The sequence below is a fragment of the Bradyrhizobium sp. LHD-71 genome (assembly GCF_031157255.1).
In the GTDB taxonomy this organism is placed as follows: domain Bacteria; phylum Pseudomonadota; class Alphaproteobacteria; order Rhizobiales; family Xanthobacteraceae; genus P52-10.
The window spans coordinates 16,046-30,822 of sequence record NZ_JAVIFX010000038.1 but is presented as its reverse complement, the minus strand read 5'-3'; the positions used below and the strand labels follow the sequence as shown (position 1 = coordinate 30,822).

At 63.5% G+C, this 14,777-nt stretch carries 15 protein-coding genes; 8 read left to right on the top strand and 7 right to left on the bottom strand.

All coding sequences use genetic code 11. From position 1 onward, the window contains the following. Positions 1 to 127: 127 nt before the first annotated feature. Positions 128 to 1,051, bottom strand: coding sequence for a MurR/RpiR family transcriptional regulator (locus tag RCO31_RS30710; protein WP_308972145.1), 924 nt, complete (start codon positions 1,049 to 1,051; stop codon positions 128 to 130). Positions 1,052 to 1,054: 3 nt separating this feature from the next. Beyond that, positions 1,055 to 1,801 carry an HAD hydrolase-like protein gene (locus RCO31_RS30705; RefSeq protein WP_308972144.1) on the bottom strand — a complete coding sequence of 249 codons (747 nt, stop codon included), beginning with the start codon at positions 1,799 to 1,801 and terminating at the stop codon, positions 1,055 to 1,057. Between the two features lie 136 nt (positions 1,802 to 1,937). Between RCO31_RS30705 and RCO31_RS30700 the strand changes: the two genes are divergently transcribed. The 5 genes from RCO31_RS30700 (at position 1,938) to RCO31_RS30680 (ending at position 7,169) form a co-directional block, all read left to right on the top strand. Next, complete coding sequence (locus RCO31_RS30700; RefSeq protein WP_308972143.1) at positions 1,938 to 3,119, top strand: ABC transporter ATP-binding protein; 1,182 nt, start codon at positions 1,938 to 1,940, stop codon at positions 3,117 to 3,119. Then, positions 3,112 to 4,059: a sugar ABC transporter permease gene (locus tag RCO31_RS30695; protein WP_308972142.1), complete on the top strand. Its 948-nt coding sequence runs from the start codon at positions 3,112 to 3,114 to the stop codon at positions 4,057 to 4,059. Before RCO31_RS30700 ends, RCO31_RS30695 begins: the two co-directional genes overlap by 8 nt. 27 nt (positions 4,060 to 4,086) lie before the next feature. After that, positions 4,087 to 4,911, top strand: coding sequence for a carbohydrate ABC transporter permease (locus tag RCO31_RS30690; RefSeq protein ID WP_308972141.1), 825 nt, complete (start codon positions 4,087 to 4,089; stop codon positions 4,909 to 4,911). Positions 4,912 to 4,933: 22 nt separating this feature from the next. After that, positions 4,934 to 6,226: an extracellular solute-binding protein gene (locus tag RCO31_RS30685; protein ID WP_308972140.1), complete on the top strand. Its 1,293-nt coding sequence runs from the start codon at positions 4,934 to 4,936 to the stop codon at positions 6,224 to 6,226. 70 nt (positions 6,227 to 6,296) lie between these two features. Then, positions 6,297 to 7,169, top strand: a complete 873-nt coding sequence (locus tag RCO31_RS30680) for a metallophosphoesterase (RefSeq protein WP_308972139.1) — start codon at positions 6,297 to 6,299, stop codon at positions 7,167 to 7,169. 8 nt (positions 7,170 to 7,177) lie between these two features. Here the strand turns inward: RCO31_RS30680 and RCO31_RS30675 are convergent, their stop codons facing one another. From RCO31_RS30675 to RCO31_RS30655, 5 genes are all read right to left on the bottom strand, one after another. After that, positions 7,178 to 7,918 carry a GntR family transcriptional regulator gene (locus RCO31_RS30675; protein ID WP_308972138.1) on the bottom strand — a complete coding sequence of 247 codons (741 nt, stop codon included), beginning with the start codon at positions 7,916 to 7,918 and terminating at the stop codon, positions 7,178 to 7,180. Then, on the bottom strand, positions 7,915 to 8,313 hold the full coding sequence (gene hpxZ / locus RCO31_RS30670) for an oxalurate catabolism protein HpxZ (RefSeq protein ID WP_308972137.1): 399 nt from the start codon (positions 8,311 to 8,313) through the stop codon (positions 7,915 to 7,917). The genes RCO31_RS30675 and hpxZ overlap by 4 nt, the downstream gene beginning before the upstream one ends. A gap of 8 nt (positions 8,314 to 8,321) precedes the next feature. Then, complete coding sequence (locus tag RCO31_RS30665; RefSeq protein WP_308972136.1) at positions 8,322 to 9,713, bottom strand: AtzE family amidohydrolase; 1,392 nt, start codon at positions 9,711 to 9,713, stop codon at positions 8,322 to 8,324. Positions 9,714 to 9,717: 4 nt separating this feature from the next. Further along, a complete protein-coding gene (locus RCO31_RS30660) occupies positions 9,718 to 9,855 on the bottom strand; it encodes a DUF4089 domain-containing protein (protein WP_374991555.1) in 138 nt (45 codons plus the stop codon). Between the two features lie 765 nt (positions 9,856 to 10,620). Further along, a complete protein-coding gene (locus RCO31_RS30655) occupies positions 10,621 to 10,851 on the bottom strand; it encodes a hypothetical protein (protein WP_308972134.1) in 231 nt (76 codons plus the stop codon). Between the two features lie 238 nt (positions 10,852 to 11,089). On the opposite strand from RCO31_RS30655, the gene RCO31_RS30650 reads away from it, so the two are divergent. The 3 genes from RCO31_RS30650 (at position 11,090) to RCO31_RS30640 (ending at position 14,629) form a co-directional block, all read left to right on the top strand. After that, positions 11,090 to 12,169 carry an LLM class flavin-dependent oxidoreductase gene (locus RCO31_RS30650; protein ID WP_308972133.1) on the top strand — a complete coding sequence of 360 codons (1,080 nt, stop codon included), beginning with the start codon at positions 11,090 to 11,092 and terminating at the stop codon, positions 12,167 to 12,169. 26 nt (positions 12,170 to 12,195) lie between these two features. After that, on the top strand, positions 12,196 to 13,557 hold the full coding sequence (locus RCO31_RS30645; RefSeq protein WP_308972132.1) for an LLM class flavin-dependent oxidoreductase: 1,362 nt from the start codon (positions 12,196 to 12,198) through the stop codon (positions 13,555 to 13,557). A gap of 280 nt (positions 13,558 to 13,837) precedes the next feature. Next, positions 13,838 to 14,629, top strand: a complete 792-nt coding sequence (locus RCO31_RS30640) for a transporter (protein WP_308972131.1) — start codon at positions 13,838 to 13,840, stop codon at positions 14,627 to 14,629. The last annotated feature ends 148 nt before the right edge of the window (positions 14,630 to 14,777 follow it).

The window sequence follows — 14,777 nt, the reverse complement described above, 5'->3', positions numbered from 1 at the left end:
AACGCTCGCGCTGGATTGCTTCGTTGCCACAGGCGAGCGAAGCGACGCCGTTCTTTCGAACGGCTATGCCTCGCAATGACGGGAGCACGTGTAGCGGGCGGTGCGCCTGACGGAAGCCGGCGCGCCGTCAATACCGCTTGTCGGCCAGAACCTCGAAGGTCTTCGCGATGGTGTCGACCGCGCGGTCGTAGGTGGCGAGCGCGAGGCAGGCGATCAGGGCATCGACGATTGCGAGTTGGGCGATCCGGCTCGTCATCGCCTCGGTGCGGAATTGGGTCTCGCGGGCCATCGTATGCAACACGATGTCGGTGTGCGCCAAGAGCGGCGACCGGCCGTAGTTGGTGATACAGATCGTCGTGGCACCGGCTTCTTTCGCGAGTCGGGTTGCCGTCAGAGTTTCATGCGTGCTGCCGGAATGCGAGACCGTCAGCACGGCGACGCGCGGACCGGTCAGCGAGGCTGAGATCGCCTGCACATGCGAGTCGATCACGGATTTCGATTCGATGCCGATGCGAAGCAGACGATAATTTGCATCCTCGGCGATCGGTGCTGCGCTGCCGACGCCGTAGATTTCGACGCGCCTGGCGGCAAGGATTGCCTTCACGGCCTTCCCCAGGGCCTGGGTATCCAGCACTTTCAGCGTGTCCTGCATCGCCTGCATGCCGCTGTGGAAGACTTTTGCTGCGACCGTGCCAACGTCGTCGTTGCGTGCGACGTCTTCGTGGATGAACTGGACCGGTTGCACCAGATCGCGCACCAGCGCGATCTTCAGTTGTTGGAAGCCGCGGGCGCCGATCTGTTGGCATAGCCCGACCACGCTGCCTTCGCTGGCGCCGGCCTGCTCAGCAACCTCGGTGACTGACATGTGCACCACGTCAGCCGCATGCTTGAGGATATAGTCGGCAATCCGTTGCGCGGTCGGTGCGAGCTGTGGCCGGATGGCTTGCAGCCGGTCGCGGACGCCGTCCGGCCCCGCGGCGTGAGCGTCGTCGACCACGCGAACAGAGGGGCGCGCGGCTTGAGCATTTCGTGGGCGCGAGGTGCGTGCCATGGTTCACCCGCCTGCCAGAACTTGTTCCGTGGTCGGTTTTGACGATCCCGGCTGCGCTACCCAGTCGTCGATATGAACGAACGCGATGCCCGCGCGTAGCGCGCCGCGGCCGTCGGTTTCGACGTTGTCGCCGATCATCACCGTGTCGGTCGCTTGCGCCCCAAGCAGCGCCAGTGCCTTCCAGAACATCGGTGTCTCGGGTTTGCCGATGATGCGATAGGCGACCTCGCCGGTACAGGCGAGAATGGCGTTAAGCAGGGCGCCCGTTTCGGGAACGACGGCGCCGTCCTTGCCGGGATGCGTCCGGTCGGGATTGGCAATGATCAGCTCCGCGCCATCGCGCACCGCATTGGCGGCGGCGGCCAGCCTCGTAAAGTTGAACTGACGGTCGCGGCCGAGCAGCACCACGTCGCCGCCCGATTCGACGAGTTCGATGCCGAGACGCCGCGCATAGGTGCGCAGTACCGTGCTCGCCAGCAGCATGACCCGTGCGCCCGGCATTTCACGCGCCACCAGATCGACTGCAGTCGCGCCGGCCAGCACGATCCGCTCCGGCGGAACATGCAGGTTCATCGCGCGCAGCGATCGCGACAGTTGTTCGGGCATGTGCTCGGCGTCGTTGGATAGCACGACGAAACGCTCATTCAGGCTATCGAGCAGCGGTGCCGCAAAGGGAAGTGGGGCGCCGCCGCGGATCAAGGTCCCGTCGAGATCGATGAGGTATGCGTTCGATGGTCGATGTCGCTGCAAGTTGTGTCTCGCGAATCTGAAATCTCCCCAATAAGCACTTGAAATTGTCTCAGTGTCAAATTGAAGAGTTTCTGAGACTTTCATATCCCTGTCATGGAGCGGTGCTTAACGTCCCACGCGGACAGGAGAGACGGCGATGGCATCGGTTCGGCTGCGCGAGATTCGAAAGGCCTTTCGCGACACGCAGATCCTGCACGGTGTCTCGCTCGATATCGCCGACGGTGAGTTTTTGACGTTGGTGGGCCCGTCCGGCTGCGGCAAGAGCACGCTGCTGCGTATCATCGCCGGCCTTGAACAGCACGATGACGGCGACGTGTTGATCGGCGAGCGGCCTGTCGATCACCTGCCGCCGAAGGCGCGCGATGTGGCGATGGTGTTCCAGAGCTACGCGCTTTATCCGTACATGACCGTCGCCGAGAACATCGCTCTGCCGCTGGTCATGCGGCGTATGAACACCTGGCAGCGGCTCCCCTTCATCGGCCGCATCCTGCCGGGTACGGCTGAGCGGCGTCGATCGATCGCGGCGGAAACCGATGCGGTAGCGCGCATTCTCGGCATCTCGCAATTGCTGGAGCGAAGGCCGGCGCAGCTTTCCGGCGGCCAGCGTCAGCGCGTGGCGCTCGGTCGGGCCATGGTGCGCCATCCACAAGCCTTTCTGATGGATGAACCGCTCTCCAATCTCGACGCAAAGCTGCGTGTGCATGCCCGTGCCGAAATTGCCGACCTGCACCGCCGGCTCGGCGTAACTTTCATCTACGTCACCCATGATCAGGCGGAAGCCATGACCATGTCCGACCGGGTCGCAGTGATGATGGGCGGACGGTTGCTGCAGGTTGCGCCACCGCAGGAGATTTACGATCAACCCGCGACTTTGGACGTGGCGCGTTTTGTCGGCACGCCCGAGATCAATGTGCTGCCTGCTCACGTCCGCAGCGATGGCGCGGTCGAGGTCGGCGGGCGTGTCTGGCCGGTCGAAGTGAGCGCGGAGGCAGGCACTGAGGTCCAGGTGGCGATTCGTCCCGAGGCGCTGGCGCTTGGGGCGGCCGAGACGCGCGAGCGAACACCGCCATTGGCGGGCTCGGTCTGCAACATCGAACGGCTTGGTTCGGAGACGCTGGTTCATGTGGCAATCGACGGACTTGGCGCACCGTTGATCGTGCGTGTCGATCCCGCGAGCATTGGCTCGCTGTCGCTGCAGCAAGCCGTTGTGCTCACCACTGTTGCGCGTGCGGTGTCAGTGTTCGACGCGCAAGGGCGACGCCTTGAGCGCCGCCGCGCATCTCAGCCGGTACGGCTCGCCGAGCTGGCCCATGGTTAGTCTGGGGGCCGGCGCTGTCGCGGCTGCAACGGATTTCCCCGCGCCTCCGCGGCGGGTCCGGACTGTGACTTTCTCTGAGCGCCTCGCAGGGTGGACACTGGCTGGTCCGGCGATCATTGCGATGTGGCTATTGCTGCTCGGCCCGGCGTTCGCGGTGATTGCGCTGTCGCTGACCGACTGGACGTTTGGTGCGCCAACCATCGCCTTTGTGGGGCTCGCCAACTATGCGGAGATGGCCGGCGATGCGGCCTTCTGGATGTCGCTGTACAACACACTCGCCTACGTCGCCTTCGTGGTGCCGCTGTCGGTGCTGTTGGGGCTCGGCGCAGCGCTGTTGATCGAGGCCGGCACCAGCCTGCGCGGCTTCTATCGCGCCGTGTTCTTCCTGCCGGTCACTTCGACGCTGCTGGCGATGGCGCTGGTGTTCCAGTTTGCATTTCATCCAACCGTTGGCGTGGTCAACCAGGTGCTTTCGGCGATCGGGCTGCCGACCGCCGACTGGCTTAAGGATCCGAATACGGCGCTCTACGCGCTCGGCGTCATCGGCATCTGGCAGAATCTCGGCCTGAACATGGTGCTGTTTCTCGCCGGGCTGAAGAGTGTGCCGCGTGACCTCTATGAAGCCGCCGCGGTGGATGGCGCCGACGGCGCATGGGAGCGCTTCCGCCGCGTCACCTGGCCGATGCTGGGGCCTGCGTTTGTCTTCGTCGTGACGATCAGTGCGATCCGCTCGTTTCAGATCTTCGATACGGTTGCGGTCCTCACCGATGGGGGGCCGAACAAGTCGACCAGCGTGCTGCTGTATCAGATGTATCAGGAGGGCTTCTCCTTCCTGCGCTCGGCCTATGCGGCGGCGATTACCTGCGTCTTCCTCGCTTTCGTCCTGGCCGTGACCCTGCTTCAGGAGAAAGTCCTGGAGCGCCGTGCCCACTACGGTTGACCAGTGATGCGCTCCACCAAGCCTCTCATGCCAACGTTGCTCAAGGGCGCGCTACGGCACGTGGTGCTGGGGGCAGGCGCAGTGGTGATGCTGGCGCCGTTTGCGATGATGGTCGCGATCAGCCTGAAAAGCCCCGGCGAGGTGTTCGCGCCGACCTTCAAGCTGCTGCCCGATGTCTGGTACGCGCACCAGAACTATGCGGAGGCCTTCACCAAGCAGCCGCTCGCGCGCTACCTGCTTAACGGTGTCATTGTCGGCGCCGCGATCTTCTTCTTTCAGGCGTTGATCGCCGTTCCGTGCGCCTATGCGCTGGCGAAACTGCGCTGGTGCGGCCGGGAGACGACCTTTGTGTTCGTGCTGCTCGGCCTTCTGATCCCGCCGCAGGTAACGGCGATTCCACTCTACATCGGCATCTGGCAGCTCGGTCTGCTTGATACCTATGCGGCCATCATCCTGCCGTCGACGATCTCGGTGTTCGGCATCTTTCTGATGCGGCAATTCTTCCGGACCGTGCCGGATGATCTGTTGCATGCCGCGCGGCTGGACGGGCTGTCCGAATTCGCGATCGTCTGGCGCATCATGCTGCCGATGGCCGTTCCCGCCATGGTGTCGTTTGGAATCCTGTCGCTGATCTGGAACTGGAACGAGTTCTTCTGGCCGCTGATCGTGATCCAGTCCGAGCATCTTGCGACCCCACCGCTCGGCGTCAGCTTTTTCTCTAATGCCGAAGCCGGCACCAATTACGGCGTGCTGATGGCTGCGGCTGTCAGCATCAACGCGCCGCTGATCCTCGCATTTCTGTTTGCACAACGCTGGTTCATCGACGGCGTCACCATGAGCGCCGTCAAGTAAGGTCCAACTGGAGATATCCACCATGAAAGTCACACGTCGCAACATGCTCAAGGGTGCGGCCGCCGTCGGTGGCGCGCTGGCAATGCCGTCCTACCTGCGCGCACAATCGGCAGAGACCGAGATCAGCGTCCAGTACTCGACGCCGGTGCTGTTCAAGGAGCTGCAGGAGAGCATCGCGCGCGACTTCATGGCGAAGAATCCGGGGGTCAAGGTGACCTTGCGGGCGCCGGAACTCGACTACGAGGCGATCCTGCAGCGCAATCTGCGCGACGTGATCACCAACAACCTTCCCGACGTGGCTTTTCACGGTCTGAACCGCCAGCGCACCCTGGAAGAGCGCAACATTCCGGTCGATCTGAAGCCGTTCATGGATGCCGATCCGCAGACGAAGGAACTCGGCTTCTCGTCCTCGCTGCTGTCACTCGGCCAGGTGGCCGGCAAGCAGACCGGCATCGGTTTTTCGCTCTCGACGCCGATCCTTTATTACAATGCCGATCTCATCAAGGCTGTGGGCGGGGATCCGGACAAGCTGCCGTCCACCTGGGACGACGTGCTGAAGTTTGCTGCCGCCGTTCACGATCCGGCCAAGAATCGGACAGGGATGTTCTTCGACTGGACCATCACCGGAAACTGGTCCTGGCAGGCGCTGGTGTTGTCGCACGGCGGCTCGATGCTCGATCCGACCGAGACCAAGGCCGCCTTCACCGAGGAGCCGGGTGTGACGTCGATCCGACTGCTGCGGCGCATGGTGGACGAGGCGAAGATGCCCGACATCAAGCCGGACACCATGTTCCAGGATATGTTCGGCGGCCGCATGGGCATCTCCATGCAATCGACGGCGCAGCTCACGCGCTACAATCGCGAGATCGGTGGCCGTTTCCGCCTGGTTTGCGGGCGCTTCCCGCTGTCGTCGCCGAACGCGCGGCTGCCGGCCGGCGGCAACGTCGCGATGATGTTCACCAAGGATGCTGCCAAGCAGAAGGCTGCCTGGGAGTTCATCAAGTTCGCCTGCGGTCCGATCGGCGCGACGATGATGGTGAACGCGACCGGTTATATGCCGGCGACGACGATCCCGGCCGAGCGGGAGGACCTGCTGGCGAAATTCTATCGCGACAACCCGAACCACCTTGTCTCGATCAAGCAGCAGGACGTGATCACCGGCTGGTACGCGTTCCCGGGCCAGAACGCGCTGCGCATTACCGATGTGATCAACGATCACATTCAGACGGTGGTCGCCAAGCGCGGCGAGCCGGATGCAACACTCGCCAGCATGGGCAAGTCCGTGCAGGCGATGCTGCCGAAGCGTCAGGGTTGAGACGCTCCACGCGGTTGAATAAGTTCATGAATGCGGCGCCGGTCGGCGCCGCATCGATCCGGAGATTATGATGGTCACTCGCATCGCCGTCGTTGCCGACATCCACCATGGCCGCGACACGTTCACTAAGCGCGGCACGGCGGCGCTCGGCCTGCTGGACGACTTCATTGACGGCGTCAACGCCGGAAGTTTCGACGCTGTGATTGATCTCGGCGATCGCATCTCGGACGAAACCGCCGAGCGTGACGTGGCGCTGCAACGGCAGGTGGCGAATGGTTTCCACCGTCTCGGCAACAAGCCGCGACATCACGTGATCGGCAATCACGATCTGGCGCTACTGTCCGCGGATCAGAATGCAGTGATCCTCGATGCGCCGATGCATACGCGGTCGGCTATCATCGGCGAGCATCGCCTTGTGTTCTGGCAGCCGGACGTCTCGCTGACCGCCGAGCGCGGGCTGTTTCTCAAGGATGGCGATCTCGATGCTCTGGAAAAGGTGCTGAACGACGACGACCGCCCGACGCTGCTCATCAGCCATGTGCCACTGTCGGGCCATGCGCAGACCGGAAACTATTACTTCGAACGCAATCCGGGCCACGCCACCTATGCGGAGAATGCCGAAATCCGGAGCGTGATGGCAAGGGCGCCGTGTCCTTTGATCGCACTCGCAGGCCATGTGCACTGGAACACGCTAACCATGGTCGACGGCACTGCGCACCTGACCTTGCAATCGCTGACCGAGACCTTCACCACTGGCGAGCCTGCGGCCAGCACGGCCGTTATCGAGATCGACGGCGATGAATTCCGTTGGACCGTCCGCGGGCTCGATCGTGTTTCGGTGACCTTGCCGTGGCCGAAGGTCAAACCGCAGTGGCGGCCGGTACTGAATGCGTTCTCGGACATGAAGGTCGACCCGACCGCGAAGTTCGCGAGCAACGCATAGGGCGGCTTTCAAGCCTTCCCCGCATAGGTCGCGTATTCCCTGCGCACGGTATCGATATGCGCGCGCATGCCGGCGCTCGCCGCGGCTCGGTCGCCCTGCATGACGGCCAGCACGACGCGGTTGTGTTCGGCATGCGATTTGGCCAGGCGCCCGATATTGCGAAATTGCGCGCGGCGAAACGGTTGCACGCGCTTGCGAGTGGCGAGCGCGAGCTCCGCCAGATAGGCGTTGCGTGCGCCAGCGTAGATTGCATTATGGAACGCTTCAGTGACCTCGTGGAAACGTTGCGGATCCCCGAGATAGCTGATGGCGCGAAGCTGGTCGTGCAGCGATTGCAGCGCGTGCCGCTCCGAAACCGTCATGCGTTCGGCGGCCATGCCTGCGCAAAGGGCTTCAAGCTCGGCCATCGCCTCGAACATGCCCGCCAGACGCTCCGGGTCTGGATGAGCGACGATCGCCCCGCGATGGGCGCGTGCATCGACCAGGCCGCTTGCGACCAGCTGCCGCAGAGCCTCGCGGACCGGCGTGCGCGACACCCGAAAGCGGCGCGCGAGCTCGCTCTCGTCGAGCGGTGCGCCGGGTGCGAGCTGGCCACTGACGATCTCGTCGGCAAGTATCAGCCGCAGTTCCTCAGCGCGGGTGATCTTGCGCGCGGTCACAACGCGTCCCGCCGACGTCGATGACCAGGCCTTGCGCTCCTCCGGCGTTGCCGCCTTGCCGGGCGCGTAGCTGGTCGTATCCGTCGTCATTGGCGTTCGTCGGCGGGCGTCGGGATGACGCTGACGTGAGCCGCGACGATGCGCCAGCCTTCCGGAAAGCGGACCCAGGACTGCATCTGGCGCCCGACTTTGCCGGGCGCCGACTCCCGGTGGAATGTGATTGCCGTGGTCGCGAAGTCCCGGCCATAGGTCGTGATGTTGGTGCGGATGACCTCGCGCGCCAGATTGATCGCCGGGCGCTGGCTGCGAAAGGCGCGGATCGCCTCGATGCCGAACAGGTTCTCGGCAATGCCGAAGCGCACGGTCTCATCGGCAGTCCGAAACAGCTCGTCCAGCACCACGGTATCATTCGTCACCAGAGCCTTCTCGTAGCGCGCGAACGCAGCGCTGACTTCGGCGACGACATCGGGAAGATTGATCTGCATGGGCGGTCTCAACGGCTCGGCGGACGTGGAGCGGCGGCTATCCCCGTCTCAGCGAGGTGTTGCGCCAGCCTGAGCACGACATCCTCGCGCCAAGGTGCTGCGATGATCTGCACGCCGATCGGCAGCGGCGATAGCGGCACCGGAACGGCGACGACGGGAAGTCCGATGAACGAGATCGGCTGGGTGTAGACGCCGACATTGGCTCGCAACGGCATCGCCACGCCATCGAGGGTCAAGGTCTGCTCGCCGAGCTTTGGGGCGACGCAGGGCGTCGCGGGGGCGATGATCGCGTCGACCGACTGGAACAGCTCCAGCATTCGCGCCCGATACCAGCGACGGAATTTCTGCGCCTTATCCACGAGCGGCGCGGGCACCATCGCGCCTGCGATCAGCCGGTCGCGGGTCGCCGGATCGAAATCCTGCGGACGCTTGCGCAGCCGGTCGAGATGCAGCGATCCGCCTTCGGTGGTGCTGATGACATAGGCGGCGGCGCGCGCCCGTGCGACTTCGGGCAGCTCGAGCTCCCGGTGGGGGCCGAGCGCTTTCGCGACCCGCGCAACCGCCTCGGCGCCTTCGCTCGAAAGTCCCTTGCGGAAGTATCCGCCGGCGACGCCGACACGAAGCCCGCTGAGGCCTTTGCTCAACTGTTGTGTCACCGGCTCAGCCGGACGCTCGACGCAGGCGCCGTCGCCTGCGTCGAAACCCTGCATGGCGTCGTAGCAGAGCGCGAGGTCGCGCGGGGAGCGCGCCAGCGGTCCGAGGTGGTCGAGCGAAAACACGAACGGAAACGAGCCGGTCCGCGGCAGCCGGCCATAGGTAGGCTTCAGCCCGAACACGCCGCAGAACGACGCCGGCACGCGGATCGAGCCGTTGGTGTCGGAGCCGAGCGACAGCGGCACGAGGTCACCTGCGACCGCGCCGCCTGAGCCGCCCGATGAGCCGCCGGTCATGCGCGTCAGGTCGTGCGGATTGCGGGAGGGGCCGTCGTGCACATTCTCGCCGGTGAAATCATAGGCGTATTCGCCCATGTTCAGCGCCCCGACCAGAATGGCGCCCGCAGCCTCCAGCCGTTCGATCAGCACGGCATCGCGTGTGGCAGGCGCGAGTTCCCGGTTGATCTTCGATCCGGCGCGCGTTGGCAGGCCCTGGATGTCGAACAGGTTCTTGACCGCGAACGGCACGCCGGCGAGCGGGCCAACGGGTTTCTTGCTTGCGATCGCGGCGTCGACGGTCTCGGCGCGGCTGATTGCACGCTCGGCCGTGACATCGGTGAAGGCGTTGAGGGCGGGATTGCGTTCGCCGATGCGCGCGAGCGCGTCTGCGATGACCGTCGAGGCGCTCAAGCGGCCGCTTGCGACCGCTCCTGCGATCTCCGTCGCTGTCAGCTGGGTGATGGCCATGCTCTCAGGCTTTGAAGTGGCTGGCCGGTTCATGATCGTCGGGCAGGGGAAATTCGTCGACGAGCTTGCCGAGGCGCAGTGACACTTCAAGATTGGCGCGCACGGACGGCAGCCATGCTGGATCGAGTGTGAGGTCCAACATGTGCGCGCCTGCGGCGACGGCGTTCATCAGTGCATCGGCATTATCGGTGGTCATGAGGCGTTCCTTGTCTCGGAGACGATCAGCAAGGTTTCGGCGCGGGACGGCGTCGTTGCATTGTCTTGCGAGATCGGCCCGTTAACGAATTCGCAAGGATCGTGCCACGGGTCCCGGCAAGCCGGGCAGGGGACTCTAGTCCTTTGAAAGGCCATCGATTTCGGCGGAACACCCGCGAGCATGGCTTGTGAAGTCGACAATGGCGAATTGCATGCAACGAGTGCCAATTTGCCTAAATAATAGGCAAATAGCAGACAGAGGCACGGCCCAACTGTCAAGCGGCGTCAAGGGAAATAGCTGCCTGGAACCACAGTTTTCGATCTGGACAGAGGGCCCCTGAAGTTCTGGAGTTGGGGTCAGGGCCTCGGCCCGTCCCATCGTGAAATCTGACCGTATTAGGACTGTGATCCCATGGACAACGCCAAGGGCGTAAGGAGCCTTTCGCCGAACGGCCGCTCGTCGCGGCACGTTTCGTTCACATCCGTTTTGCAGCCGGCACAGGCTTTCAGGCGGCTGCGATGCTGGGCGATATGTCCGGCGGAGGACGATCTCGAGCTGGAAGACTGGATGGTCGCCGGCTCTGTCGACGGCTGAGGGCGATAGCTCGTGCCAAAAGCTACCGTTATTGCGGGGTTGGCCGTTCGAAAGAACGGTCTTGCCCCGCAATGGCGGTCAAGACTGCGCCGCTCGGGGGCGTCGCGCAGGTAAAATTCAACGAACCCCGTGAAGGCGGTCGTTCATCGCCAGTTTCGGGTTGGTTTCGCCGGCCTTCGGCTTCTCAACTGTCGCCTTCTCGACCTTGATTTTCCTGGCCTTCACCTCTGTCGCATGGGTCGGCAGCGAGAGGTAGGCCGAGCGGAACTCGAATGCGACGAGGCCGAAGGCGACGATGACGGCCACCAACAGCGCCGGCGCGAGATCGTTCATGTCGTCGTTCATCATCTTTGAGGCTCTTCGATAAGCACCGGTCGCCGCGGGATCGCGGCTGGTCCGGTCGGCTTTTCCTGCAAAATTCCTGAAGATGCAGCCGGTCAGCGACGCCCTTCGCGAGATTAGTCGCCAGACCACCCGGTCCGGTTCAATCCTCATCACGCACAGGTGACGTTTGCGACGGGGACGGCGAAGCAGCTATGGTCGCTGACTGTCGTTGCGCGCAAATGACAGCCAAGGGAGGCGACGAATGCGCCCGCTCGAATTCGGTTGGTATTTGCCGACGCACGGCGACACGACGGCTTACGGCCTGTCGCCCGCTCAAATCCCCGGCTCGCCGGAGCTCTGCGACCGCGTCGTGCGGGCGGCCGAAGCGGCGGCCTTCGAATATCTGCTGATCCCTGTCGGCACCGTCTGCTGGGAGGCCTGGATTACCGGCGCGTTCATGGCCGCGCGGTCCTCGAAGATCAAGCCGCTGATCGCTGCGCGGCCGGGCTACATCAATCCGGTGCTGCTGGCGAAGATGATCTCGACCTTTGACCAGATGTCGGGTGGCCGCATCTGCGTCAATTTGATCGCCGGCCAGAACGAGAGCGAGGTCGAGGGCGAGGGCATCCGCTACGCCAAGGAAGAGCGCTACGACCTGATGGAAGAGGAGGTCACGATCCTCAAGACGCTGTGGACCCACAGCGGCGCAGTCGATTTCGACGGCAGGTTCCACAAGTTGACCAAGGCGCAGATCCGTCCGCGCATCCTGCAGCGGCCATATCCGAAGTTCTATCTCGGCGGCGGCTCTCGACAGGCGTGGGAGCTCTCCGCAAAGCATTCCGATGTGCATCTGTTCTGGGGTGATACGCCGGAACGGATTGCTCAGAACATCGTCGAGATCCGTAATCTTGCGAAGGCGCACGGCCGCGCCGACGACATCGGCTTCGGCATGCGGCTGCAGGTGATCTGCCGCGAACGCGAGGCGGATGCGTGGGAAGCCGCCGAAACGCTGGTGAAGGATGCGAGCGACAAGCAGAAGACCGAGATCAAGACGCTCTATACGCGCTCGGTTGCGAACCAGCGCGTGCAGGAACTGGCCCGGGAGTATGGCGACCTGATCATGCCGCATCTGTGGACGGGCATCACGAGGGTGCGGCCGGGCGCGGGCATCGCCGTGGTCGGCGATCCGCAGCAATGCGCCGCGACCCTGCAGCAGTTCATCGACGCCGGCTGCCACTCGTTCTGCCTGTCGGGCTATCTGCATGACGAGGAGGCCGAGCGCTTCGGCCGCCTGATCCGCCCGCTGCTGGTTGAGCGGAATCCCGGGCGGCTGGCAGCCTAGTCGAAGCCCTAACCCCGGAGATTGATATGTCACGTCAGCGCAAAATGATCCTCGGCGCCGTCGTGCGCGGACTGCCCGGCTGCATCGCCGGCTGGCGGCATCGGGACGTTTCGGTCGAGACGTTGAAAGGCGCGTCCGGGCTCGATTACTACACCCACATCGCCGGAATTTCCGAGCAGGCGAGGCTGCATTTCCTGTTTCTCGCCGATTCACCCACCGTCACCTACCTGAATTACCCCTATCTGCTGGAGCACGCCGCCCAGGACTACTACCTTGAGCCGACCACGATGCTGGCGGCGATGATCCCGGGGACGAAGCACATCGGCCTGGTCGGTTCGATGTCCACCACCTACAGTGATCCCTATACGGTGGCGCGCGTGTTCGCCTCGCTCGATCACCTGAGCGCCGGCCGCGCCAGCTGGAACATCGTCACCACCGGCAATCCGACCTCGGCGCAGAACTACGGCCATGACGCGCATCCGGACAAGGGCGATCGTTACAGCCGCGCCGAGGAATTCGTGCGCATCGTCAAAGGGCTGTGGGATTCCTGGGAGGACGATGCGTTTCTGCGCGACCAGAAGGCGGGGCGTTTTCTCGATCCGTCGAAGATGCACATCCTCAACCACAAGTCCGAGAACTTTAGCGTGCGCGGTCCGCTGAACGTCGAGCGATGCCCGCAAGGCTATCCGGTGATGTTCGTTGCGGGCGCGTCCGAGCGGGGCAAGGAGCTCGCCGCCGAAACCGGCGACGCCCTGTTCACCGCCCAGCCGGACAAGGTCCAGGGTCGCGCCTTCTACCAGGACGTCAAGGGGCGCATGGCGAAGTATGGCCGTTCTCCCGATGAACTCGCGATCCTGCCCGGCGCGATGATCGTCGTTGCGCCGACGGACGCCGAAGCGAGGGAGAAGCGCGCGTACCTGCGCTCGCTGATCGATATCGAATTCGCCGTGCAATACATGTCGTCGCTCGCCGGCACCGATCTCTCGCATCTGCCGCTGGACAAGCCGCTGCCGGATTCATTGCGCAGCCAGCCGGTGTGGTCCCGGCTCGAACTGATGATGGACGTGGCTGAGCGCGACCATCTGAATTTCCGTGAGCTTGCGATCCAGTATACCGAGACCTACGGCCACCAGTTTATGGTCGGCAGCCCTTCGACCATCGCCGACGAGCTGCAGGACCTGTTCGAGAGCGAGGTCGCCGACGGCTTCCTGCTTCGTTCGCCGATCTATCCCAAGGGGCTGGAGGACACGCTGAGCCTGCTCATCCCGGAGCTGCAGCGCCGCGGCCTTGCGCAGGCCGAGTATGCGGGCAAGACCTTCCGCGACAATCTCGGCCTGAAGCGACCGCCGCATCCGGTCGCGACGCGGAGAGGGATGGCGGCGGAGTAGGTGCTGTCATTGGCGAGCGAGGCGAAGCCGTTCTCCGAACGGCTATGGCAACGACAAGCGTTTGCAATTGTCGAACAGCCCGGCGTGCATCAGACACGCGTCGTCGCCCCCGTGCTCTCTCCGGCCGAAGGGCTCGCTGGTTTTGCGCGCGCTTGGCGCGAACGAATGGGTCGAGGCCTTCTGCGACTTCGTGCTCGCGAGGAAGCTGATCGATTGATTGACCGGCCCATCCCAGCCGGACATCATCTTTCGTGTTCTCGAGTCGGGGATGGGGGCAATCATGCGCTTGCGTCTCGTCAACCTCCTGCTTGCGATTCTGGTGTCGTTCACGACGTCAACGGCATTCGCTCAGGAGGACGACATCCAGAAGCAACTCTCTAACCCGATCGCCTCGCTGACGGTCGTCCCGATCCAGACCAATTTCGACTTCCGGATCGGCCCGGCGCGCGACGGTTGGCGGGCCACAACGAATCTGCAACCCGTCATACCGTTCAAGCTGAATGACAATCTGACCCTGGTGGTGCGCACGATTGTCCCAATCATCGGCCAGAACAACGTCCTCCCAAGGGCTGGATCGCAGTTCGGCCTGGGCGATACGTTGCAAAGCTTCTTCTTCGTGCCGCAGACCGTGAACGGTTTTACATGGGGAATCGGGCCAGCTCTGCAATATCGCACAGGGACTGATCCGCTGCTGACGACTGGTCAATGGGGTGCGGGGCCGACACTTGTTGCCCTGCAACAGACGGGGCCGTGGACCGTCGGGATTCTCACCAATCACATCTGGTCGTATGCGGGTGATGCCGGACGTAGCGATGTGAGCAATACGTTCCTGCAGCCGTTTGTCGCTTACGCAGCGTCAGGCGGATGGACCTATACGTTGAACACGCAATCGACCTACGATTGGGTCGCGGGGGAGTGGTCGGTGCCGATTCTCGCGCAGGTGTCGAAGCTGACCACGCTCGGCAAGCAACCGGTTAGTCTCGCGGCCGGCGTCCGCTACTGGGCGGCGTCGCCCGACAGCGGTCCACACGGTTTCGGCGCTCTTGTCAGCATCAGTTTCATCTTCAAATGACAGGGTTTGGTTATCCATCGGCCGCGAGCGCGCATGCATAGGTCTGCTTGTCATCACGTGGATGTGCGGTTTCGCGAAAGCATCGAGGCTCTTAACTTTGAGTCCGGCGCAAAAAAACTCATCTGGTCCGGCACTGGAGATACGACGG

Excerpts from the sequence above, each read along its gene's own strand:
- RCO31_RS30695 (WP_308972142.1), top strand. The coding sequence starts at position 3,112 with ATGGTTAGTCTGGGGGCCGGCGCTGTCGCGGCTGCAACGGATTTCCCC.
- RCO31_RS30645 (WP_308972132.1), top strand. The coding sequence starts at position 12,196 with ATGTCACGTCAGCGCAAAATGATCCTCGGCGCCGTCGTGCGCGGACTG.
- RCO31_RS30650 (WP_308972133.1), top strand. The coding sequence starts at position 11,090 with ATGCGCCCGCTCGAATTCGGTTGGTATTTGCCGACGCACGGCGACACG.
- RCO31_RS30675 (WP_308972138.1), bottom strand. The coding sequence starts at position 7,918 with ATGACGACGGATACGACCAGCTACGCGCCCGGCAAGGCGGCAACGCCG.
- RCO31_RS30690 (WP_308972141.1), top strand. The coding sequence starts at position 4,087 with ATGCCAACGTTGCTCAAGGGCGCGCTACGGCACGTGGTGCTGGGGGCA.
- RCO31_RS30680 (WP_308972139.1), top strand. The coding sequence starts at position 6,297 with ATGGTCACTCGCATCGCCGTCGTTGCCGACATCCACCATGGCCGCGAC.
- RCO31_RS30685 (WP_308972140.1), top strand. The coding sequence starts at position 4,934 with ATGAAAGTCACACGTCGCAACATGCTCAAGGGTGCGGCCGCCGTCGGT.
- RCO31_RS30655 (WP_308972134.1), bottom strand. The coding sequence starts at position 10,851 with ATGATGAACGACGACATGAACGATCTCGCGCCGGCGCTGTTGGTGGCC.
- RCO31_RS30660 (WP_374991555.1), bottom strand. The coding sequence starts at position 9,855 with ATGTTGGACCTCACACTCGATCCAGCATGGCTGCCGTCCGTGCGCGCC.
- RCO31_RS30640 (WP_308972131.1), top strand. The coding sequence starts at position 13,838 with ATGCGCTTGCGTCTCGTCAACCTCCTGCTTGCGATTCTGGTGTCGTTC.
- RCO31_RS30700 (WP_308972143.1), top strand. The coding sequence starts at position 1,938 with ATGGCATCGGTTCGGCTGCGCGAGATTCGAAAGGCCTTTCGCGACACG.
- RCO31_RS30665 (WP_308972136.1), bottom strand. The coding sequence starts at position 9,713 with ATGGCCATCACCCAGCTGACAGCGACGGAGATCGCAGGAGCGGTCGCA.
- hpxZ (WP_308972137.1), bottom strand. The coding sequence starts at position 8,313 with ATGCAGATCAATCTTCCCGATGTCGTCGCCGAAGTCAGCGCTGCGTTC.
- RCO31_RS30710 (WP_308972145.1), bottom strand. The coding sequence starts at position 1,051 with ATGGCACGCACCTCGCGCCCACGAAATGCTCAAGCCGCGCGCCCCTCT.